Annotated in this window: 17 protein-coding genes and 1 pseudogene; 2 read left to right on the forward strand and 16 right to left on the reverse strand. The window is 38.6% G+C overall.

All coding sequences use genetic code 11. The features are described 5' to 3' along the window. Positions 1–144: 144 nt before the first annotated feature. The 7 genes from BN1765_RS11890 to BN1765_RS11920 form a co-directional block, all read right to left on the reverse strand. Positions 145–2,319, reverse strand: a complete 2,175-nt coding sequence (locus BN1765_RS11890; RefSeq protein WP_050615338.1) for a type IA DNA topoisomerase — start codon at positions 2,317–2,319, stop codon at positions 145–147. Positions 2,320–2,444: 125 nt separating this feature from the next. Further along, positions 2,445–5,138: a YhgE/Pip domain-containing protein gene (locus tag BN1765_RS11895; RefSeq protein WP_050615339.1), complete on the reverse strand. Its 2,694-nt coding sequence runs from the start codon at positions 5,136–5,138 to the stop codon at positions 2,445–2,447. Between the two features lie 182 nt (positions 5,139–5,320). Beyond that, positions 5,321–6,130, reverse strand: a complete 810-nt coding sequence (locus BN1765_RS11900) for an AAC(3) family N-acetyltransferase (protein WP_050615340.1) — start codon at positions 6,128–6,130, stop codon at positions 5,321–5,323. Between the two features lie 41 nt (positions 6,131–6,171). Further along, the gene (locus tag BN1765_RS11905; RefSeq protein WP_050615341.1) at positions 6,172–7,176 is read right to left on the reverse strand and encodes an HD-GYP domain-containing protein; all 1,005 of its coding nucleotides are present in this window, start codon (positions 7,174–7,176) and stop codon (positions 6,172–6,174) included. A gap of 75 nt (positions 7,177–7,251) precedes the next feature. Beyond that, positions 7,252–7,443, reverse strand: a complete 192-nt coding sequence (locus tag BN1765_RS11910; protein ID WP_050615342.1) for a zinc-finger domain-containing protein — start codon at positions 7,441–7,443, stop codon at positions 7,252–7,254. Between the two features lie 15 nt (positions 7,444–7,458). Beyond that, positions 7,459–8,112, reverse strand: coding sequence for a ribonuclease H family protein (locus tag BN1765_RS11915; protein ID WP_050615343.1), 654 nt, complete (start codon positions 8,110–8,112; stop codon positions 7,459–7,461). 61 nt (positions 8,113–8,173) lie between these two features. Then, positions 8,174–8,629: a GNAT family N-acetyltransferase gene (locus tag BN1765_RS11920; protein WP_050615344.1), complete on the reverse strand. Its 456-nt coding sequence runs from the start codon at positions 8,627–8,629 to the stop codon at positions 8,174–8,176. A 327-nt stretch (positions 8,630–8,956) separates the two neighbouring features. Here BN1765_RS11920 and BN1765_RS11925 point away from each other — a divergent pair, with 327 nt between their 5' ends. Together BN1765_RS11925 and BN1765_RS11935 are read left to right on the forward strand one after the other, a co-directional pair. Then, the gene (locus tag BN1765_RS11925; protein WP_050615345.1) at positions 8,957–9,169 is read left to right on the forward strand and encodes a hypothetical protein; all 213 of its coding nucleotides are present in this window, start codon (positions 8,957–8,959) and stop codon (positions 9,167–9,169) included. A 294-nt stretch (positions 9,170–9,463) separates the two neighbouring features. Next, complete coding sequence (locus BN1765_RS11935; RefSeq protein WP_050615347.1) at positions 9,464–9,982, forward strand: MerR family transcriptional regulator; 519 nt, start codon at positions 9,464–9,466, stop codon at positions 9,980–9,982. A gap of 87 nt (positions 9,983–10,069) precedes the next feature. Here the strand turns inward: BN1765_RS11935 and BN1765_RS11940 are convergent, their stop codons facing one another. From BN1765_RS11940 to BN1765_RS11980, 9 genes and pseudogenes are all read right to left on the reverse strand, one after another. Continuing rightward, a complete protein-coding gene (locus BN1765_RS11940) occupies positions 10,070–10,924 on the reverse strand; it encodes a Cof-type HAD-IIB family hydrolase (RefSeq protein ID WP_050615348.1) in 855 nt (284 codons plus the stop codon). Between the two features lie 333 nt (positions 10,925–11,257). Beyond that, positions 11,258–12,715 (reverse strand): annotated as a pseudogene (locus BN1765_RS11945) (IS1182 family transposase). A 197-nt stretch (positions 12,716–12,912) separates the two neighbouring features. Beyond that, positions 12,913–13,884 (reverse strand): transposase, encoded by a 972-nt coding sequence (locus tag BN1765_RS11950; protein WP_147554186.1) that lies wholly within the window; start codon positions 13,882–13,884, stop codon positions 12,913–12,915. A 286-nt stretch (positions 13,885–14,170) separates the two neighbouring features. Continuing rightward, positions 14,171–14,767 carry an S-layer homology domain-containing protein gene (locus tag BN1765_RS11955; RefSeq protein WP_050615350.1) on the reverse strand — a complete coding sequence of 199 codons (597 nt, stop codon included), beginning with the start codon at positions 14,765–14,767 and terminating at the stop codon, positions 14,171–14,173. A gap of 230 nt (positions 14,768–14,997) precedes the next feature. Beyond that, positions 14,998–15,243, reverse strand: coding sequence for a hypothetical protein (locus tag BN1765_RS20440; RefSeq protein WP_230199524.1), 246 nt, complete (start codon positions 15,241–15,243; stop codon positions 14,998–15,000). Positions 15,244–15,408: 165 nt separating this feature from the next. Continuing rightward, positions 15,409–16,977 (reverse strand): IS1182 family transposase, encoded by a 1,569-nt coding sequence (locus tag BN1765_RS11965; RefSeq protein ID WP_050614516.1) that lies wholly within the window; start codon positions 16,975–16,977, stop codon positions 15,409–15,411. Between the two features lie 219 nt (positions 16,978–17,196). Further along, positions 17,197–17,583 (reverse strand): topoisomerase C-terminal repeat-containing protein, encoded by a 387-nt coding sequence (locus tag BN1765_RS11970; protein ID WP_050615351.1) that lies wholly within the window; start codon positions 17,581–17,583, stop codon positions 17,197–17,199. A 631-nt stretch (positions 17,584–18,214) separates the two neighbouring features. Beyond that, entirely contained in the window at positions 18,215–19,072 is an 858-nt protein-coding gene (locus tag BN1765_RS11975; RefSeq protein ID WP_050615352.1) for an RHS repeat domain-containing protein, read from the reverse strand. 60 nt (positions 19,073–19,132) lie between these two features. After that, complete coding sequence (locus tag BN1765_RS11980; protein WP_050615353.1) at positions 19,133–23,017, reverse strand: DNRLRE domain-containing protein; 3,885 nt, start codon at positions 23,015–23,017, stop codon at positions 19,133–19,135. Positions 23,018–23,162: the final 145 nt, after the last annotated feature.

Genomic DNA, 23,162 nt, shown 5'->3' on the forward strand with positions numbered 1-23,162 from the left:
TTTGTAATGCCTTTTTTCTGATCTCCTTATTATTCAAGTATATGCCCCGTTAGCTTTTTTAGAAAACATTCCTGATATGATGGACATATACTTTAGACATCACCCATTTGGATTGGCCATGCCGATAAAAAAAACATGAAGCTATTACGCTTCATGTTTCGTATCTTGGTCTGGGAAAGTCATCCTCCAGCCATAGTATTCATTATCCTGGTTTTTTTCATAAGAGAGGAGCGCATCGAACTTATTGCCTTTTTTGCTGACTAATCCTTTGACTGGAGCTGTGCCATTCTTGAGAAGGGCTTTCACCATGGTTTTTGTCGGTTTTTTCTTCATGGATGCCAGGTACTTATCGTTTTTCCAGATGACAAACTTACAGCCTTCCTTCCAGTTCGAACAGCCGAACCCTTTTTTCCCCTCAATCACTGCACCGCCGCATGCTGGGCATTTGCCAAGAAAGTCGGGGGTTTTCCCTTCAGTTTTGCCGGCTCCACTTTCGACTGTCTGGATGATGTGGTCTCCATCTTCTTTGATCTTATCGATTGATTTCTTCGTGAAGTCAAAAATAAACTGCAAGAAAACGCCTCTGCTGTACTTCTTTTTTTCCATATCCGCCAATGCTTTTTCAAGCCTTCCGGTAAACTCCAAATCGAACAGTTCCCGGATGGGGAATGTTTCGACCATGCGGACCCCCAAATCGCTGCATAGAAGGCTTTTATCGCTTGCATAGATATAACCGATGTCTTTAAGGCGCTTAATGGTTTCAGCCCTTGTGGCAGCTGTTCCAATCGAAAAACCGCTCAAAATGGCCTCCTCATCATCGAAGTTCTTGCCGCATGTTTCCATCACCCTAAGCAATGTCTTTTCTGTATGGTGCTTTGGCGGCTTTGTATCGTGGGATGTGACCTTAGCTTCTTTGACGTCCAGCTTATCGCTTTTTTCGAATGCCGGCAGAATCGTATCCTTCGTTTCTATTTTCTCCACCTTGCGCCAGCCTTCCACAATCTGCACGCGGCCCTTGGCATGGAACAATCCCTTCACTTCCTCGGCAGAAACAGAAATGGACGCCTTTGTCTCCTCATGTTCTGCAAGCGGCATGAATTGCATGATAAAACGGTTCTTGATCGCCTGATAGACAATATGTTCATCTGAACTAAGCGATTTCGGGATGACATATGTAGGGACGATCGCACTGTGGCTTTCCACTTTAGCATTATTGAATAAACGCTTAGAGGCGGAAAATGTAACCTCATCCTCATATGGCAACCCCCGTTTTACAGCATTCAATACCTTGGCTGTCCGTTCCTTAAGGCTTTCCTCAAGTGCTGTACTGGATGTTCGGGGATAGGTGATAAACTTCTTTTCGTAAAGGGATTGAGCAACCTTCAAGACCTTATCCGAAGTCCATCCTTTGTATTTACTGGTGACGTATCCCTGCAAATTGGAGAGATTGAATAAGAAAGGCGGGTACTCTTTTTTTCTCTCCGTTTGTTTCTCTTCTACTTTTCCAGCGCTGTTTTCAACCAACTTCTTGATGATATTCAGCTCTTCTTGGACGGGGAATTTATCCTTTTTTCCTTCATTGTAAACGGCATCAAACGTTTCGCCATTTTCTGTCACAAAAGATGCTGCCAGCTTGTAATACGTTTCCGGAACAAAGTTTTTGATCTCTTGGTCCCGGTCATAAATGATTTTTAAAGTCGGCAGGATGACGCGCCCTACATTGATTACTTTTCCCCGCCCTTTTTGATATTTCAGAGTAGCTGCGGATGTTAGATTAATGCCGATTACCCAATCCGCCCATTGTCTGCTGACTCCTGCATCCTGAAGGGGGCGCAACTCGGTATTGGGCTTCAAATGATTCAAGCCCTTGATGACTTCCTCAGGCGTCCATTCATTCAGCAACAGGCGGTATACTTCTTTTGGCGCCTTAATTTTATAGATAATGCTGTCGCCGATCACCTGTCCTTCGCGATCATAATCGCATGCCGAAATAATACGGTCGACATCTTTCCGATTCAACAAGGAAGAAATAATCTTGAATTGTTTTTGCGCTCCCGGATCGCTTTTATCGCGATTTTTCGGCGAACTTTTAATTTTATATTCAAATTTAGACGGTATGAAAGGGAAATTTTCCATTTTCCATTGGGCCAATGAACTGTCGTAATCTTTTACATCAAACAACTGTAGCAAATGTCCGAAAGCCCAAGTGACAATATATTCCTGCCCTTCAAAATATCCGTCCTGCCGCGTGCGGATATGCAATGCATCAGCAATATTTTTAGCAACGGAAGGTTTTTCTGCTATAATGACCGCTTTCATCTTTTTCCTCCTCTATGCTTTGGTGCTATTCTTTTTGAATTATGCTCAACTATTATATCATTAGTGGGCCGTTCAAGCATTTACTCAAATAAAAAGCCACCGTCACATGGACGGCGGCAGCCTTTTCAATGAAAAATTTTACTCTTTCGTGCATCTTCCGTAAAACGGTTAACCAATTTCATCAATGGCTTCTTCAATGCTGTTCCAATCAAAATGAATATAACAGCAACGGATAGCAACACAATCATATAGATGATCGCATTATGCCAAATCACTCCGCCTAGCCCTTCACGAAGAAGTTTGACGGCGTAGGTGAAAGGAAGGAAAGGATAGATGCGCTGGAAAAATTCAGATGATACTTCAATCGGGAAATTCCCTCCCGAACTGGAAATCTGAAGGACCAAGAGAATAATGGCCAGCCCTTTTCCAATGTTCCCGAAAATCGAAACAAGTGTGTAAACAATCGACATAAATACAAAGCTGATCAAAAGGCTGAACAGAAAGAAAGCCAGTTTATTGTGCACATCCACATGGAGCAGGAAGATATCACCGAGCGAGACGATCGCTGCCTGTATAAGGGCTACCGTTAGGAAGGTCAGCCCTCTTCCAAAGTAAAAATGGTGCGGCCGGTACATTTCTCTCGGCATTTCCACGTCTACCGACAACAGAGACACCAATAAAAGCGCCCCTACCCATATTGCTAATGCGGTATAGAATGGAGAGCTGGCTGAACCGTAATTAGCGATTGGGAAATCCTTCACTTCTTTTAGCTGTACCGGTTCCGCCAGAAAATCACTATCGGATTTTACATCCCGTCTGAGCATATGGATAATTCCCTCAAGGTTGGTCTTCTCTTTCAATTCATTCAATTTTGTGGCCGCATTCTGGACAGTCTTATTGAATTCAGGCAGCTCATTCTGCGATAAAGAGCTCGCGATATTAATCGCATCGACTAATTGAGGCATTTTTTCAGAAATCAATGCCGAAGCCCGCGTAAGATCGCTTGTCAAACCTGGCAAATCATTCTTGACGAACGCCGCTCCTTTTTCGATTTGCTGCTGCATGGCAGGAAAATCGTTTTGATAGAAACTAGCCGCGAAGTTGACTTCATCAATGACCTTGTCAAGATTATTATTAATCAGGACCGTAGCATTGTTTAACGTTTTCTCCAAAGCAGGAAGCTCGCGCTGATATTTGGAAAGCATGTCTATGGCATCCTGAAGCGTCTTTTTAGTGTTCCCGAGAAGATTGGAAACATTCGGCAATTCCTTTTGGGCTGCAGCCACCACATCATTAGCGTTCGCAATATCGCCTTTGATCTGATTAAGCTTCGCTTGGATTGTCGGTAAAATAACACTATCATAATCAGCGACAATCCTGCCTGTATCCTGTTGGACTTGATTCGCTGTACTTTGAATTTGTTGCAGACTTGCCGGCAGGCGGCCAGGATCTGCTTTAATCGCTCCAATCGCTTTCTGGACAAGATCTTGCTGCGATTGCACACGATCCGATAAAACAGTCAATGTTGACAGCAAATTCTGGATTGGCTGCCCATTGATCCCGGCATTCGCTAAATTTTGGACGAATGTGATCTGGCGGGCTAGCAAATCAACTTCCTGAGTCAGTAAACTGTCAGCGTGGGTAAGCAATTGCAGCGCCTGATCAGGGGTGATGGCATGATTGCCCAGCTGGTCCGCAACCGTCGACACACTTCCAGCGATTTGATTAATGAATTGCAAATTCATTTTAACCGTACTTGATATTTTATCGAATGAACCATCAAGACTATCGAGAAAGTCATTGGCAACATTTACATAACCCTGGCTGTTATTAGCCAGCTCCTGGATTTTAGGCAGCAATGATTGTGTTTTGTTGACAACCGTCAGTGCTTGATTAGCTTCTGTCAATCCATCATCCAATGTGTTTTTGATTGTATCGAAATTATTATTCAATTCATTTATTTTAGCGGCCATATTCCTGATTTCAGGTATCTTGCTTTGGACCGCTAATACTTGCTGGCCCGCCTGATTGATCAATGGCAAAGCGTCTTTCACCTTCAATATACTTTGCCCGGCAGAGTTGATGGTTGGTATGTAACCTGTCAAAGAAACCAATTTGTCCGCTTTTTGCTGTATTGCCGGAAGCCGTGATTTTAATTCCTTAGCTTGTTCGCCGAATTCGTTGATTTCAGGCAGTGCATCTCTCACCTGATATAATTTCGTTTCCAAACGCCGGATTGTCGGAAGGTCTTTCTCAAGCTGGACGCCTGCCTTATCAAATTCGCTCAACAGCGATTTCGATACGGTATTGATAAACTCCTGGGTGATTTGCTTAGTAACTGCATTCGCTCCAGTAGAAGCGATTTTTGGTGTAATGGCATTGATTTTATCATTGATCGTAAAAATAATTTTTGCTTTTTCAGGAGAATCAGTCAAAATGCTGGATAGATTATGCGAGAAATCTTTTGGAACATACAGGCTTGCATAATAATCTCCATTCCGGACGCCTTCATCCGCTTTTTTCTTGCTGACGAACGTCCAGCCAAGATTTTCATTTTTCATCAATTTCCGGACGAGTTCATCCCCGATATTGATGTGCTTTTCCTTATCGATCCCGGTACTGATTGTTGCCCCTTGGTCATCATTGGCAACAGCGATTTTGATTCCGGACGTATTGCCGTACGGGTCCCATAATGCCTTTATATTGAACCATGCATACAAGGAAGGCAGCACCATGAGCGACACCATCAGGAAAATAGCCGCTTTCGACCGGAATACGCGCCGCCAATCCAATATGTATATGTCCCAAACCTTCTTCATCACAAACACTCCTCTGCTGTTGCCGATTAAGTAATCTCATATGTAATGGAATTTGCTTACTTGTACTTTACCCAACATCAGCCCCAAACATGTTCGCTTTCAAACATTCAGACATTATTCTTCAGCCAGCTATCTTTTCAGTACCCTTTCACACGTCAAATAAAAAAACTGCAATCGTCAGATTACAGTTTTTGATTGATATATTTTCTTTTTTCAAAATAGGCGGTGGCAAAATCGACCAGCTGCCTTTGCGGGATCAGCCTGCATTCCGCCATTCCGACTTGCCCTGTCGAAACCAGCCCATTCCTTTCAAAAAGAAAGCCGATTTCATTGAATTTATCCGTATCGTATAAAAATTCTTCGTACTCTTTCCAAACGCGCCGGTCATCCTCTATAATCGGGGAACCTTGTTGGCAGGTGTAGCATGCATTTGCATGGCATTCCGCCAAATGCAGAGACGTATTATGTTCATAGCCTACCCCTATCAATAAGACATGGCCATTCAAGTCATAAATCTTCTGAAGAGGCGATTCCTCTCCAAGCGAAAACTCTAAAGAATGATGTTCTGTAATAAAGTGTGCATGTTTTCCCCAAGCTGCGAAACTGGTGGTTGGATGATATGACCGTATCACATCATCATAGGAACGGAAACAATCGACTATCTTTCCCATGCCAAGCGTAGTGGTCGTCTTAGGGTCAAATGCCGGCATTTCGTTCCTGATTGTTTCCCACCATTCCTCAGGTACCGGCGGCTCCTCCCAATAAGCAGGATCGCTTAGTTCAGCAGATTGTGTCGGCATGACGATTGTCCCCTCTCTTCCGACCGTTTCCATGAGGGCTTGAACGACGGCATTAGCGCCCCCGCATACCCAGCCAAGGGACTTCAACGAAGAATGGACGATGATGGTCATGCCTTTTTGCACGCCCAATGATTGAAAATCGGATACAAGACTGCGGACTGTATTAGGCTGCGGCTGTATCTTGGTTGCCATACCACTTTCCTCCTCCACTAGTTGTTTTTCCGGCAATCTTACTAAGGATGCACTTTTGAAATAGAAATGTCCTTCATAACCTGCAAGTCCACCCATTCCCTCTCTCCAATCTGCACCAATGAGTACATGGGATCATACGGATCATTCAGGACAATTCTGCCTTTATTCCCATTGGATAATTCAACCCTTTTGCCTACCAGGGTGGCCATCATGTGGCGTATGAATACATATAGGACGGTTCGGTCGAATTCACCATATACTCCATTGTTCATATCAGAAATTACCTGGTAAAACGGGAAGGCAGGTTTGTATACCCTTTCAGAAGATAGGGCATGGAAGACATCCGCCACTGCCGTAATTTTTGCGAAGCGATGGATTTGATGGCCCTTTAAATGAAACGGAAAGCCGGTTCCATCTTCGCGCTCATGGTGCTGGAGAGCAGCCAAGGCAATACTCTCATTGATTTCAGGCACTTTTTTGATCAATTGGTACCCGTATACGGTATGCCTTTTCATTTCTAGATACTCTTGTTCTGTCAATTTGCCTGGCTTCAGCAGGATCGATTCCGGGATTTTTGTTTTGCCGATATCATGCAATAAGCCGGCAAGCTCCAAATCCTGCAATTCCTGCCCTTCTATGCCGAGCCATTTGCCGATCATGCCAGAAATAACGCCTACACAAATATTATGGCGGTGTGTATATTCATCTTTGGAATGCAGCTCCTTGAACAGATGGTAAACGTGGGGGATTTCAGTCACTTCTTCGATAACCGGGATAATTTCCGATTTGATTTCATCCAACGGAAGGGCGTTTGTTTGTTTGACTGTCTTAAAAATCTCTTCAATCTGTGAAGAGGCATCATCGACCATTTTTGATATATAAGTTAACTTTACCGAATCGATTGTGCTTATTTCCTCGTTGATCTGTTCTTTGCCGTTCAACTCCGAATCCTCAAGCTGTTCTAGCAAATCCTCTATTTCATCCATTGTGAACGGCGTGAGCTCATTAAATGGATCCGTATTTTGTTCTTTTTCATTCAGCGGCATATAAATTCACCATTCTTTTTTTCTTTTATTCTATCAAACTTCCGCCACCAAACCAAATTTTTACAATATATTCGTTTATTCCAACAATGACTTGCCCAAATTCTTTAATTGTTCGCCTACCGTGCAAGATGCCAAGCAAAATTGATGGGCCTTCGCCCTTCCCATATCTTTTCGGTTTTGCGCATACAGAAAGCAACCAGAACAATAGGTGCTTAATGTACGATCCACTTGTTTCAAAATATCTTCCCTCGATCCTTCTCTGTTCATAATATCTCCTTTTTGTTAAAGCAGCAAGGTGCTGTCCACATCGGTTCCTTCCAATGCCTGGACGGCCAATCCATCTGCGCCTTTGTTCTGTTTTCTGCCAATATGGTGGTATACGGGCTTGATGGCCAACTGTGCCATTTTCTCTTCAATACGGTCCAGCCATCCGTTCAAATCTGGATCAAAGCATGGCCACTCACCTGCAAGCTGATTCAAAACAACTTGGGAATCACCGAAAAAATCACATGTCTGGTGGTGGATGCCCATGTCTTCCAACACGCAGATACTTTCATAAAAAGCGGCATACTCAGCTTCATTGTTTGAAAGCAATCCGGACAGCCGTTTATTCAGGCGGCGCCGGTATCGTTTGTCATTCTGCAAGTAATAGATAATGATGCCCAGTCCAGCCAATTTTTCGTCTTTCATATAACCGCCGTCGAAATAGACTTCCACTTCCTGAGGTTCTTCCTGTATTTCCTCCAGAAGCTTTGACAACTCCTTTTTTGACCATGAAACTTGCTGATTGTCGATAAAATAAAAGGAATGCGCTCTTCCGGTCTTTTCCAAATCATCCGCTATGATCAGCGCCTGCTTCGCATCCATCATGTCCGATTGAAAGTCACATGATGGTTTTTTCTTGTTCCGATATGTCCACGACATAGATACCTTCATAAACCGGACCTCCTGTGTACCATTCTATCTTTATGTTTACTGTACGGATATACGCCTGCAATTATGCATTTCTTCCCCTTTTCCACACCATATCGAGATGAGGAATGCCATCTTCCAAATAGACATCGGATACTGCTTCAAAACCAAAAGAGCCGTAGAAATCCTTCAGATAGGCCTGTGCTTGAATATCGATCCGCGTTAGGCCCAGCTCTTTCCGGCATATCTCCATACCTCTGGCCACCAAATCGCGGCCAAGTCCGCTTCCCCTTCTGGAGGCATTCACCAATACCCGCCCAATGGAGGCGTATTCCCCTTTTACCCCCGCCGGCACGATCCGCAAATATGCTGTTATTGTTCCTCCCTCTTCCTTGAACAGATGCCAGCATTCCGGATCCATGCCATCTATTTCCGGATAGGGGCACGATTGCTCGACAACAAACACAGCCACCCGCTCCTGCAAGATGCTATACAATTGTTCCCTCGACAACTCACCGAATCGTTTTAAATGCCAACTCATTTTCTGATCATCCTTTTTACATTTATAATGCTTTTAAGTATAGCACAACGGAGACTGTATTCCCTCTATGCCGACTATACTCGGTCCACAGCCTTTCTTGCCGCAAAAACGCTTCATATATTTATCTTTTATTTTGCTATAATAGAAAAATAAACAGGCATTCATCGTTCTTTCTGTCCCCAATACGAAGGGCGGAGCTGGATCATTTTTCCATTGGACGATACAAAAAAAAGGAAAGAACCAGTCACCTTCTTGATTAGTAAGACAACAGCGAGACGCTTAAACTAGGAAATATCAGGGTACATAGTAATACTGGAGGAGATGCTCATGTCAGAAAAGAAAAAAACGATCGTACAGGGAAAAACAGTAGAATTAACATTTATACAGGATAAAGATACACAGGAATGGGCTTTTACCGCCAAATTTCCAGACAATAATCTAATGGGGTACTGCAAAGACCTCGATCGTGACAAAGCGCAAAAAGTTAGCATCCATCGCTTATTCATGGCCTTGGATGAAGAAGAGGCTAAGACGGAATAGAACTAGATGTTCATTCTTGGCGGGCCTTTTTCCCAATTACATCAAAGCAGCCTTTCCAATGGAACAGGCTGCTTTTTTAAATTGTCTGCTTTCATTCCTCAGAATAAGCGGCATTGCGACAATATTCCAGAACATACATACAAAACTAGACAAAAAACAACGGAGGAAATGACAGCCGCATCCTAGAATACTATCTCTATGCAAAAATCTAAAAGTACCATAGGTATTCTTTTGAATAAACCGATTTCCCGTCCATTTTGTATAAACCGCAGATTACGGAAGGATGTGAACATAATGGCAGTTGCTATACAAATTAACAATGATTCACAACTGAACCTGGAGGAAGCGGCGCTCGCCTTGGGAGAGAGCGTGAACGTCATAAGGAATTGGCTGAAAGAATTGAATGGATTTATACCAGGCCCGCTTACCGGTGATCTCTCCGATTCATTGAGCGCCGAAGCCATCGAAACGCTGGCTTTTGTGAAAGAATTGAGCAGGAACCAAGGTTTCACCCTTAAACAAATCCGTTTTTTCCTCACTCAATGCGGCAAAAAACGAGAATCGGATAGATCCCCTCAGCCAATTGATCCATCAGTAAAGGACCAACTGCAGGAGATCAACCATTCGCTCGCATGCCAAGAGGCATTTAACCGAGAATTATTGAAAAAAATCGAAGCACAGCAGAAATTAATCGAAAGCCTGCTTGTCAGGGACCGTGACCAATATCTGATCCAAGCGATGAATCGATCGCATTACGAGAAACAACAAGAACTAAAATCCAAAAAAGGCTTATCGCGGCTATTCTTAAAATAAGCATAGTATTTTAGCCTGCTTTCAGGCTAAAGCCATAAAAAAGGTGCGAATCCATGAAAATCCGCACCTTTTTTTATCTCTTATGTATTATGGTTTTAATACATATTTATACAAAGCGAAAGCAACGCCATCTTCATTATTGCTTCTTGTTATATAATCCACTTGTTTCTTCACTTCTGGATCGCCGTTTTCCATAGCGATGCTCATGCCCGCCACTTCAAACATGGGTACATCATTAAAATTGTCTCCGATTGCAACTGTTTCTTCCAAGGGAATATGAAGATAGGCAGCAAGCGAAGCCAACCCGCTTCCCTTATTTGCTTTTTCATGGGCGATCTCCACTTTCGTCCAGCCCGAAGTGGTGACTGAGAGATCCTTTCTATCTTTAAGTCTATCCCTTAACAACTGAAGTTTATCACGGTGGAATGAAAGCACAAAAATTTTATAGATGTCCAATTCGGCGATTTGCAGTTCTTTATAGGTATCCATAAATTGAATGCCGTATTGCTTAAATTGGATATCTCTTTCATTTTCCGCCCATGAAGCTGAAAACGAAGGATCATCCGACACAGTGCCGATTTCTCGATCCAACATATCCTTGCCCGAGTTTAACACATAGACCCCTTGGTTTGTGTACAACTCATAATAGTAGCCTCTTTCATCGAGCCAAGGCAGAAGCTCCATCAGCACCGACTCCGACATAATCAGTTTCTGGATCAATTCCTCGCCATGAAAAGCCAATGCGCCATTGCCTGTTATAACCGGGCAGTCAAGACCTGCGCGCTTCAGCAATTCTTTTGTGTCATGCAGCGATCGCCCTGAACAAATGGCGACGACTATCCCCGCTCTTTGGCAATCAATAATTGCTTCTCTGTTCTTCTCACTGATCGTTCCATCAGCTGACAATAAAGTTCCGTCAAAATCGATTGCAACCAATTTCATATATAGCCCTCCTGACCGTTAAGTACTATTCTTGCAGCAAGTTTGGATGGTTTGCTCTACTAATCAGTATAGTGCGTCCGATGCACAGTAACAAGCCAACACCATGCCTTTCAAGTGGATGGCGAGCATTATGATTGAAATAAATTCAACCATAATGCTATACTGGCTATCCGATAAGAGCGCAACACTTATCTGTCTGTAACGATATCCTCCTATTTTATGAGGGCACTGAAAAACTTACGTTTTGAATAGCGTAATTTTCTTCAAAATGAAACAAGGCACTTTCTGTTCAATTTTGAACAGAAAGTGCCTTGTTTCTTTGTTTATTTCTTACTACTTTTCATTTATTAATTTCAATATTCGTTTTAAGTTAACCGCGCGGTGGCCCCTTGAATTTCCATCCCAAAGAGACCCGTTGACGATGCCGTATCGTACCCGTGTCCATTTTTTAACTCACTATTTTTCGCTTCTACTTTATACCGTTCCTTTGCTAAACGGTTGAATTCTTCTGTTTGTTGAAAAGCGAGTTGCTCTTTATGTGTTTCGGATTTTAAACTGACCGAATACGTTTTACTTTTAGCTCCCTCCTTGTAACAGCCAGCACTCAATGGGCAAACTTTACATTTCTCACTATCGAAATAGTGTGTCTCTGTTTGATTTTTACTTTGCCCTTTCTTTCCTGTACGCGCTTTACGAAGGGCCATGTGCCCAGCTTTACAGATAAATAAGCCGGCATCCTTGTTATAGTCAAACTTATCTTCGTCTTTTCGGCCACCTTCTGATATAGCCGGATTCAACTTTGCGACAAGTGAGATGTCTTGCTTTTTAGTGTATTCAATATTTCCTTTTTCTGAATAGGCTGTATCACCAATAACCGTATCTATCTTCATTCCTGCTCGTTTACTTTTTTCAATCAACTCTTGTAGGTACTTTCCATCACTTTTTTCACCGGTGGTAATAATCGCTGAAGTAATCAGACGTTCATCGTTTATCGTTCATCGCGATATGTGTTTTATAGCCGAAGAAAGAAGAATCAGCTGATTTATGGCCTTTTCGTGATTCTGTATCATGCGAATAGGATAGATGCTCCTGATAATCACTCACCACTTCTTTTAACATATTCAGACGTTCTTTCACTGCTGGGACTTCTGCGATTTGTGGTTCCTGTTCAATGACTGAAATGACTTTCTTACAGTAAGCCAATTCATCTTTTACTTCTTTTGAAGTGGTTTTCTCAGGGAATTTTTCCTTCATAGATTCATCTACTTTATAGACAGCTTTTCGAACATTTTTTGATTTCTCTTTCAGAAATTCTGTTGGTGATTTTTGATTGTATCGTGCTTTCGTATGCGTGGCGTCCACAATAATGGTGTTACTCTTAATAATTTTCTTTTCAAGTGCGATTTCAACCGTTTTCCCAATAAACATGTCTAATAAGTCCACATCCTGTATACGAAGTCGACGAAATTTTGTAAGTAAACTGGAATCAATGACATTGTCTTCTGGTGCCATATCTAAAAAATATTTAAAAGACATGTCATATTTTGAGCGTTCAACTAAGTCTACATCTGACAGGTCATAAATAGCCTTCAATAATAGGTACTTAAACATACGGATCGAAGAGATGGCATTGCGTCCATTATCCAAACAATATTTTGTTTTTAATTCATCTAAAACAAAGGAAAAATCCACAAGTTCATTGATTTGACAAAGCATATGATCCTTCGGCACGACGATATCATAAATAGCCATAAAGGGACTTAAAGGAAGGGTTTCTTGATTTGAAATCATTGGGACACCACCTGAATGTTAGTCCTTTTAGTATAAATGAAAAAAAGCGAGGTATTCGATGATAAAATCATCGAATACCTCGCAACGAACAACTATATGGACTTTTTCAGTGCCCTCCTATTTTATAGGAGGCACGCTGTTGAAAAAAGATGAAGTCAATATAAATACCACAACATTTTTGTGGTATTGTTGTTTTTTTATTCAGTTTCTTCTATAATTTTGTATGTTAAGTGTAGGCCAATTTGCTTGAGTGAACGCAGTTTGGTCCACTTTTTCAAGTTTTGTATGATGGCGGTCAACAAAACTTGTGTTTTTACTTTTTGAACTCCACGGTAACGTGCATAACGTAAGCCGTGGAGTTCTTTACTATGCGCGAAACTAAGTTCCACCGTCGATGGTCTGACGCTTCGAAGGATCTTCCCTCTGTATGATAATCGTTGCTCCCTTAATTGATCGTAGGTTCCTTGATGGATCGATATTCGTAAGACGCGGTCTTCCTTTTCTTTTTTGGCAAAAGGGCAATGAGCACAGCTTCCTTTTGGCGGCTTATACTCATGATATCCTTGCCTAGTCGTGTTTTTATAGTAAAAGGGAACTCCACAAGGACAGGCATATAAGTCTTCCTTCACTTTTGTAAACTGCACACGTTTACACTGAGGGTGTTCTTTTGATGGAAAACGACGATAGGAGATATAGGCAAAAAGCTTACGCTCAAATAATTGCTTCGCCAACTTTGTGTTATAATAACCGGCATCCAGGGCGATTTCCTTGGCATATTGACCAAAGAAATCCCTCCGTGTGTCCAGTTGTTGAATCAATACTCGATGTCCAGGCACATTGGTGGCTGTAACATCTGTAGCGATAATGAAGTTATGTAGGGAATCCACCAGCCGATGTTCATAGTAGGCAAATCTTCCTCTTTCATCATGTTTGACTGATAAACGGGCATCGGGATCGACAGGGCTAATCAGCTCTCTCTTTTCTATCTGTTGATCCCCTTTTCTTTTTAACGGCTTCTTTCCGTACTGCGCGCGAAACCCGTTAATGATGGCAAGGTCCTGTTCATTTTCTTGGACTACTTTAACTTGGACACGTTCTGTACGAATACGTTTATTCGCATTGGCTTTTTTCCCCGGGTAAGGATGCACGCTTTCTCTCCATGTCCCCACTGCATTTACTCTCTATCACCTTTGGCAGTAAGAGCTTTGTTTTGTTTGGCAAACTCACTCAATGATAGCTAGCCTTGTATGCAGTTCGTGTTCCTTGGGGCGGAGATTTGCCGCCGACTTCCTTCAGATTCCGCGTCACCACGGACACCCTTGTCTTTGGCTAACCCCTACTACTGCCTTCGAGGCTCGGGACTTTCACCCTAAAGCTTACACTCATGCCGGGCGCACCAAAAAAATAGCTATCATGAAATAGATAGCTATTTTGATTGTAATGGTTTATTCATCTCTATTTGTTTGCATATGGAAAAAATCCTCTTGATAAAAGAAGTGCCATCTCACCTCTTGTTACAGGATTATTTGGTCGAAAAGATCCGTCTGGATAACCTGTAAAAATATTTGAAGATGCTACTTTCATTATATCTTTAAATGCATAGGTATTAGAATCCACATCATGAAAAGAAGGTCTATTGGGTTTAATTGTGTTAATTTTAAAAGCTTTAGATAATATTTGAGCCATTTGGCTGCGAGTTATTACTTCATTAGGATAAAAGTTTTTTGTATCTTTTGTCGTCATAAAACCTGCTTTAACTACAGCTGCAACATATGAACTAGTAACGGGTGATTTTATATCTTGAAAATTTGAAACTCCGTTAGGTTCTAGCTTGAATGCTCTTCCTAAAACAATAGCTGTTTGACCTCTATTAATAAATTCGGATGGACGAAATGTACCATTTGAATATCCTACTAGGACATCTTTTTCTCCCCAAAACTTTATATCACCATAGAACCTTTGTTGTTTTGTAACGTCTGAAAAACTAGCTGCTTCCGATTCGGCGCCATAAAGTAAACTAAATGCTAAAACAAAAAATATTATTCTTTTCATAATTCCAACCCCCGTTTCCCTTTAATCTGCAACAATTGCGTCCTTTTGAATAAGCAATTATTCTATAGATTCATAAAGTAATCTGCTTAATTCATCATTCTTTTGAATAAAATCATACAAATATTCCTTTGTAATATGAAATTGCTTTCCATTCCTTTGCTTGGTAGCTAAAATTTGCTCATCATTAAAAGTGATTTGAAAGCTATGTACAATCCTATTTCTCATTGGCACTATATCGGAAAAACAAGCAGATATTTTTTTCCGGAAATCTTAGTTATTGTTTCTTTTATTGGTTGACTCAACTCTCCCGAAGGGTAATCAATTAATTTATGCCAATTATACTTATCGCTTTCATCATTTCTGAGTATATTCTCTATGATAAATGCATTGTTAGAATTGAAAATACAAATTGCACTACCAATTAATTCTCTGTACTCCTTTGACGGTAAACACTGCTTGCTATACTCTTCGTACATCTCCTCTACTCTCCTCACTATTCAGGTATTCAATTTCTTTATTTCAAATATACAGCATAAGAGATGAGGCTGGGACAGAACTAGCTTCAATAATGAAAAAAGTAATGAAAAAAGTGAAATTGAGTGCGCTCAATTTCACTTTTTTCTATTCTTCTCTAATCATCCTTACCTGTTAGCCGTGAATTTCCTTAAATTCACGGCCATTAATGCAAGGCCCATTTCATTTTCAACTTTCGATTTTCCTCGAACTGAAAATCGATTGAAATGCAAATTAGCCTTCAAGAATCCAAAAACTGGTTCCACATCTATTTTTCTTTTACGATAAATGGAACTCGTTTCTTCTTCTGAAAGCTTCGCTCTTACGTATTCTTTTTGTTGTTCCCATTTTTCATTCACCATTACTTTTCGATGGTTTCCTTCTTTTGCTTTTGTACATGAGGAACGCAATGGGCATCCTGAACAGTTTTCACACTCATAAATCTTAAATTCACGTGTGAAGCCTTCTTTATCTGTTCGTACTGAATAATTTTTAAAGACAAGTTGTTGTTGGTTGGGACACGTGTATACATCCTTTTCTTTGTCATACTGCCAATTCGCTGTATTGAATGGGTTTTGTTTATATTTCTTCTTTTGCTCTTTCACGTACATTCCATAGGTAATTAACGCTTCTCGTTTACGATTTGAAAGGATATCATCATAATTCTGTTCACTTCCATATCCTGCATCTGCGACGATGTGCTTTGGCAACTCAAAATAATGTTGTTCAATTTGGTCTAAGAACGGGATTAATGTACGGGTATCAGTTGGATTCGAAAAGAGGCTGTAGGCAAGCGCGTATTGTCCTTCTGTTGCCACTTGTACATTATAACCGGCTTTCAATTGACCATTTTTCATATAATCATCTTTCATACGCATAAAGGTCGCGTCGGGATCTGTCTTTGAATAACTATTTCGTGTGCCGAATATTTCAAAGTCTTTTTGATATCTCTGTTTTCGTTGGATATGGTCCATTAATTGTTTTCGTGCTTGTTTTGGGAATTTCCGTTCACTTCTCAACGCTTTTCGCTCGGCTCCATTCGTTGATGCCTCTATTTTTTGATCGTACTCAGAAATCACTTCATCTACTTTTTCAACGATTTGAGTGAGCTCTTCCAACGTTAACTCTTCTTCACTTTCCTGTACAATTTGAGGCATGATTTCATTTTTAAGCAGCTCTTTATATAGATGATTTGATTTTTCGATTAATCCCTGATGATACTTCTCGATGGATTTCTTCCAAACAAACGTAAACTTATTCGCATTCGCTTCAATCTTCGTTCCATCAATAAAGATGGCTTCTTGATCAATGATTTTTTCTTGGACGAGCTGGCAACGGAATTGAACGAAACATTGGCGGATTAATTCTTTTACTTCAGGTTGAACACGGAAACGGTTGATGGTGCGGTAGCTTGGTTCATATCCTTGCGCCAGCCACATCATACGAATACTGTCCTTTAAAAGGGCTTCTATTTTCCGACCTGAAAAGACAGATTGTGTATAGGCACATAGGATAATTTTCAACATCATGCGTGGATGATAGGCAGGACAACCCTCATTCCGCAGAAATGGTTCAAACGCTTCATGAGGAATACTTTCAACTAAGTGGTGTACATGGAAGGCGATATCATTCTTTTGTAATCTGACTTCTAAATCTAAAGGCAAAATTAATTGATTCATGTTATAATCTTTAAACATAAGGACACTTCTTTCTGTTTGGTTTTGTGTGGTAACTTAATTTTAACAGAGAATGTCCTTATTTTATTTTGAAAAAAATCAAAGCCGGTGAAATTTTACTCATTGTAAAATTTCACCGGCTTTTTCATTTTAGAGGAGGGTTCTGTCCCAGCCTCTGTCTCTTATTTGAAATTTATTGTTTCTGTATATCTGCAATCAGGAAATTTAGAACATAAATCATCATTTAGCATATTTCTTCACCTTCGGTTTTGGTTTGTTTGAAGCAAACTCCAAAGACAAAGAGCCATCATCTTTAAGAATCAAAGAAGCATCAAAAGGGTTTTTCTCTTTATTTTTGGATTGTAGTCCTTTGATAACAGCAGTCTTTCCTTTTACGCACAAGTCTTTAACGTGTTTTTCTGTTATCTTTTTACCAAGCTTTTCAGAAGGGAAGCTTTGTTTGCATCCATTGGAGTATTCAGAGCAACCATAGAACGAGCGTTTAAAGCTTATATGTCCTTTCTTACAAGCAGGGCAAATAGCAATGGAGTCAGCTTCTTGAATAGCCTTTATGCTTTGATTAATACTGTTCGTTACATTTAACTGTTTCGGTGCTTCTGTTATCAATTTATTGATAAACTTTTCAATATTTCTTAGAAAGACTTCTTGAGAACCTTCGGCATTCCCGATTTTTTTTAAAATACGATTCCCATTTTGCGGTCATCGCTGGACTGGATAGCAATGTTCCTTCAATTGATTAGCAAAGTATTTTTCCCTTTTCGGTTACATTAGATGATGCTCTGGCATTGTTATTTGTTGCTTATGATCGTGGATTGTTTATTGGCAGTAAATAAGATAAACTAAAGAATTAAACAAGAAAGTCCCTGCACTATTTAGTAGGGACTTCCTTTCACTTGACTATTAGAATATTTTATTCATTAATACCTTTTAGAATAAAATCAAAGGTACATGAAAACAACTAGCTTTGTATCCTTTCATATCGATAACCTTATTGAAAAAAATATAATAAACACTTAGAGGAACTTCATTTTATTTATTTTTTCCAAAAAGTTTATAAATAAATATGGCGACTAAAAATCCAAAAATTGAATAAAAGGTAAAATATAATAAATTTTGTCGGATGTCAAAACATTCGTTTATATAACCAAAAATTACCAACCAAATAAATAGTGCAATGAATTGTAAAACAGTTTTAATTTTCAAATTACTACCTCATTTTCTATTTTGTAGTCTGCAATTAAACGTCCAGCCAATTATTTCTAGGATGACGATCATATCTATCAATAACCTTAGCTATCCGTGTGCCAACATCTAAATAATTCATTGCGGTGGTAACTGCAAAACTAACGGCAAATGCAAGCTTTTTAGCTCCCCATGCCTGCAATCTACTAACTATTGTTCTGGTAAATACTCTTGCCGCTGCTTTTGCACCTTTTTTTATGATATATGATTGAATACCTAGTACACCTGCACCAACAGCTAGCCCTATTATAGTATTAAATATCGCACCTGCTAGTTTGATGGAAATGATTTTTCTATATCCATTAGGATCAACATATTTAACAGGGTTATTTTCTGTATAAGCATAAAGATTTAAGGATAATGGTTGTTTTAAGTCACCTTTAAAAGAATCTTTTGTAATAAACCTTCCATCATTAGCATTGTAATAGCGAGAGAGTAGATAATATAATTTAGTATCTTCATCATATCTATACCCAGCGTATCTATACGGGTTTACTTCTGCTAACTCTCCATCTTGTGATAAAATGTTTCCCCATGCATCATAGGAATAGGAAGCTACTAAATTACCGTCTTTATCAGTCAATCCTAAAACATCGCCATGATAGTTGGTTAGATAATAGTAAGATACACCTTTATAAATTAGAGTGACAGGTACTCCATTATCATCATAAGTATATTCTTTAGTTATTTTTAAGTTATTGTCCATTTCATAGAGAACTTGATCGGCTGCTCCATATTGATAAAAAGTAATGCCGTTACTGTCTTTGCTAAAGTCTCTGTTCCCTTTTTCATCATAGCCATACTCTGCAATAACTTTTCCCGTCAAGTCTGAAATTTTAATTAGTTGATCCAAATCATTATAAAAGTAAGTTTTTAAGCCATCTGAAATTAAATTACCATTGTCATCATATTTTTAATCTTTATCACCAACCTGCTCTAGCTGATTGTCAGCATTATATTTAGAAATAATTGTTGTATTTTGTCCATTTTTGATAATTTGCTTAGAAGTTCTATTACCAACGTTATCATAGGCATAAGTAACCTGAGTTCCATCAAGTAACGTTTCTTTTGTCAATTGATCCAAGGAATCATATTCATATAATATTTTCCCCTTATTGGTTGTCTTACTTGTTATATTATTGTTCTTGTCATAGTCATACTTAAATGTATCAAATGTTATATTAGATTTTGATTGCAAGATTTCAGTATCTAACCTTCCATTAACATAAGATTTATTTAAACTACTCCCATTTGCAAATGTAGTTACAGCTGGCATACCGGATTTATCATATCCAAGAGATACTAATGTAGTACCATTTCGTTTTATCGTTGAAGTTTTATAAGAGTTATCTGGAATGTATTCAATTTCAGCAAAACCGTTATAACCGGGATATTCTACACCAGAAATATATTGATCACCTTTATATGTAAAGGTTGTATTTCCATTTACACCATCATATTTCACTGATTTTAATAACCCATTATCATAATACGAAATCTGCTTTAAAAACTTGTCGTTTTCTCCAGTTATAACCAAATCATTTTCGTCATATTTATATTTCCATAGTTGAGTTGTACCAGAAAATACACCTTCTAATCGATTGTTAGTATCAAAAGCATAGTGCAGTGATTTACCATCTGCTTTAGCAATAGTTGTAGTATTGCCATTTTCATCATATCTGTAGGAAACCATTTTATTTAATGGATTTATTTCTTTTGAGATTAAGTTTTGGCCATTGTATTCAAATTTAGTTACCGCTTTCTGAGCATTAGTAATAGTTTCTAAATTACCATTTTTATCATAGGTATATTTTGTATCTTTTTGTTTAGCATCTTTCACATTATCTAATTCATTTTTTAAATTGTAATGATAATTCGTCTCTTGCTCTTTTCCATCTTTATTAGATAAAAGATTACCACTTAAATCAGTTTTAAACTCTGTTACAATATCATTTGGATCTTTATGTTGTGTTGTCCTAATTGAATTTGAGTAGTCCGTGTTATACGTCTCTTTAATTCCATCTGAGGAAGACTTAGTTTTCACGTCTCCATATGAATCATATTCAAAATTAGTAGTTAGGAAATCCGAATTATTTGGTACAATGGATGTTTTCAAATTCCCATTTGCATAGTATTCATACGTACTTTCCTTTTGTGTCGAGTCAGTATGACTTAATATATTCGAAAATGTTGTGTATTGATAAGTTTCAGTGTTTTGTTCTGCATCTTTAGTTGATGTTAAATTACCATTTGAATCATAAGTATTTGTTTGAACAGTTATAATTTTACTTTCTTCTGTCTCTTTCTCACTTAACACATTATAATTTTCATCTAACTGATAACTCGTAATTTTCCCCAAATAATCTGATTCTTTTATTTTTACAAAATTATCGTTAACCCAATAAGTTGTTGTATTATTTTCAGGATCCGTTACTGTTGCGACTTTATTAGGAATATCCAGAGTGTAAAATGTTCCTGGACGATCAGTATCATCTGTACTTTTATCTTGTTGAGGTTCTTGAACTTTTGTTATGTTACCGTTTTGATACGTATAGCTTGTTTTTCTACCCTTAGGATCAATAATAGTATCAAGAATTTCATTTTTATAGACAAATTGTGTAGTGGTATTTGTACCACCTTCTTCTTTTAATTCGTCTACATATTCAAGAAAACCGTTCTCATATCGATATACAAATTGCTTTCCGTCATAGTTGATGTTACTTATAAGTCCTTGGCTGTTGTACCTAATATCTAATACTTTATTTAAAGACTCCCCAAGGTCTGTGCTAATTTCCACCAACTGATTCTGACTATTATATCTGTAGTTAATTTTATTATTATTACGATCAATTTCACTATCTATATAAGCTACTTTTACATCAGTATCTGATGATACTCCACGTATTTTGAAGATAGTTTGTAGACCATTCTTGTCATACATCGTGTACATATCCGCTGAGGTTTTCTTTATTTTTTCATATCTACCAGCTGGTGCGTAATAAGTTGCAGTAGATTCGTCATACAAAAATTCGTGATCAGTACCATCTTCGTCTTGATAATTAATTATATTAGCAGTTTGCTTAACATTTAATAAGAGTTTTTGATTACCTGTAAATGTCCAACCATAGCCCAAAGCCGAAGATTCTCTACTTTTACTATTGTATGTTCGACTAAATGTAAACCCAAAGCCCGCACGTCCTAAGAGTGAGAGATCATCATATTGTACAACATTGTTACTAGTTGTTAAATTGGTATAGCTAGAACCATCAACTAAAGGATGGCTATCATAAGACCAATAATTTTCTAAACCTAAACGAGCATTAGTCTTATAAGTAATTGTTAATAAAGGTTTATATTTTGCAGCAATAGATTGTTCACTACTTACAAACTTTTTATAGTAGTTTACATTTTCCGTATCACTTTTTAACATTACTCCATAATTATTAGAAGGATTTAATAACCAATCCTGCACTATGTTTGTAGGAAGATTCCATTTTTTCATATTTTCATCAATGTTCCCTGGGATACCTAGTGTAACAGAACCTAGCTTATTGCTTGTAACATAGTCCCCGCCTTTATTAACCCAAGGAGTTTGTGTCTTCCCATAAGTCCAAGATGCCTGGTTTTCCTCCCAATCAGCTTTCATTTTATACATACTTACAGTTGTCTCAGCAATATTATTTGAGGAAGAGAACCACAAGTTCAAACTTGATGAGAGGATTTCTGATGCTACTGGGATTGAAGAAAGATCAAATTTCACCAAGCTTCTGATGACGTTTCCACCCGATGTACCAGCACCTAATTCAAGATCGTCTCCACCAGTTTGCGTAGGAAATCCACTTCGGATATTAGTATCCTCAGCAAATGGCGTTGATTGAAGTCTCACAATTGTAGGATCAATAGTTAAAGGATAAACACGCTCCGGACTATTTAACCATTCTTTATTAGGAATCACTTCTATGATGAGTTCCTCACCCTTTAGTTCATAGTCTAAATTAACATCATAGGATAAAGCTTCTTCAGGAATTGATTTTATTTCATCAGTCGAAGTATAGCCATTAGGCTTAAATGAATCATACATAAAAGGAGCATCAAAATAATATAATTTCTCATTTGTATTAGGGTCAACCAAGTAAATGGTATCTTCTTCTTTTTGTACTTCTAGTCCATTTAAATTCATTTTGTATGTGAATTTATCAGGGAAATCTGTTGAAGGTTTTTCATTAAAAACAATATCCTCTTTAATACGGTCTGTGCCAACGCTATATCGTACATCTGCATTTTTCATTGCGGATGGATAAGTGATAGAATCACCGTCTACTATTCCCAAAATAGGTTTTACAACGGATCGACTTTTTGCTGTAAGGCTGTCACTATTTGAAGACTCTAAACCAAAATTTATAGATTTATCCCCATCTTCTAAACTAACTGTTTGATCACCCTTTGCAAACTCTTTCCGAAAGTTAACAGAAAAATCGTTCGCTTTATTTGTGTATTCTTTTTTATCTTGAGTCTCTATTAACTCATTACTAATTTCCTTCCAAGCACCTTTTTGATCCTTAAAATGTATAGGTGTTTGCGAAATCTTAGTTGTGTATGAACCATCCGAATTTAGGAAAGTTTTTGAGTTTTCTGTCCTCTTATCAGGTAATTCTTCTGTTCTTTTTAACTCTTTTGTTGATTTTCCATCATTTGACTCAGCAGCACGGACAACAAAATTATTAAATGGTATATATGTTAACGTTAAAGCAAACACAATAACATATATTAAATATTTTCTGATATTATTTTTATTCATAATATCCCCTTTCTGAATCCCTAAATAATGAAATCCAGATATAATTTTACTTCATTTCTTAATTTTACACTAAATGATAAATACCTAAAATTTTAGGAAAATAATACTTTCAGTAGTTAATATTAACCAAAAAAGATAACGTGGT

The organism is Bacillus testis (assembly GCF_001243895.1).
Taxonomy (GTDB): Bacteria; Bacillota; Bacilli; order Bacillales; family DSM-1321; genus Bacillus_AD; species Bacillus_AD testis.

What these genes read in the sequence shown, in the direction of transcription:
- BN1765_RS11890 (WP_050615338.1), bottom strand. Translation starts at nt 2,319, where the DNA reads ATGAAAGCGGTCATTATAGCAGAAAAACCTTCCGTTGCTAAAAATATT.
- BN1765_RS11895 (WP_050615339.1), bottom strand. Translation starts at nt 5,138, where the DNA reads ATGAAGAAGGTTTGGGACATATACATATTGGATTGGCGGCGCGTATTC.
- BN1765_RS11900 (WP_050615340.1), bottom strand. Translation starts at nt 6,130, where the DNA reads ATGGCAACCAAGATACAGCCGCAGCCTAATACAGTCCGCAGTCTTGTA.
- BN1765_RS11905 (WP_050615341.1), bottom strand. Translation starts at nt 7,176, where the DNA reads ATGCCGCTGAATGAAAAAGAACAAAATACGGATCCATTTAATGAGCTC.
- BN1765_RS11910 (WP_050615342.1), bottom strand. Translation starts at nt 7,443, where the DNA reads ATGAACAGAGAAGGATCGAGGGAAGATATTTTGAAACAAGTGGATCGT.
- BN1765_RS11915 (WP_050615343.1), bottom strand. Translation starts at nt 8,112, where the DNA reads ATGAAGGTATCTATGTCGTGGACATATCGGAACAAGAAAAAACCATCA.
- BN1765_RS11920 (WP_050615344.1), bottom strand. Translation starts at nt 8,629, where the DNA reads ATGAGTTGGCATTTAAAACGATTCGGTGAGTTGTCGAGGGAACAATTG.
- BN1765_RS11925 (WP_050615345.1), top strand. Translation starts at nt 8,957, where the DNA reads ATGTCAGAAAAGAAAAAAACGATCGTACAGGGAAAAACAGTAGAATTA.
- BN1765_RS11935 (WP_050615347.1), top strand. Translation starts at nt 9,464, where the DNA reads ATGGCAGTTGCTATACAAATTAACAATGATTCACAACTGAACCTGGAG.
- BN1765_RS11940 (WP_050615348.1), bottom strand. Translation starts at nt 10,924, where the DNA reads ATGAAATTGGTTGCAATCGATTTTGACGGAACTTTATTGTCAGCTGAT.
- BN1765_RS11955 (WP_050615350.1), bottom strand. Translation starts at nt 14,767, where the DNA reads ATGAAAAGAATAATATTTTTTGTTTTAGCATTTAGTTTACTTTATGGC.
- BN1765_RS20440 (WP_230199524.1), bottom strand. Translation starts at nt 15,243, where the DNA reads ATGTACGAAGAGTATAGCAAGCAGTGTTTACCGTCAAAGGAGTACAGA.
- BN1765_RS11965 (WP_050614516.1), bottom strand. Translation starts at nt 16,977, where the DNA reads ATGTTTAAAGATTATAACATGAATCAATTAATTTTGCCTTTAGATTTA.
- BN1765_RS11980 (WP_050615353.1), bottom strand. Translation starts at nt 23,017, where the DNA reads ATGAATAAAAATAATATCAGAAAATATTTAATATATGTTATTGTGTTT.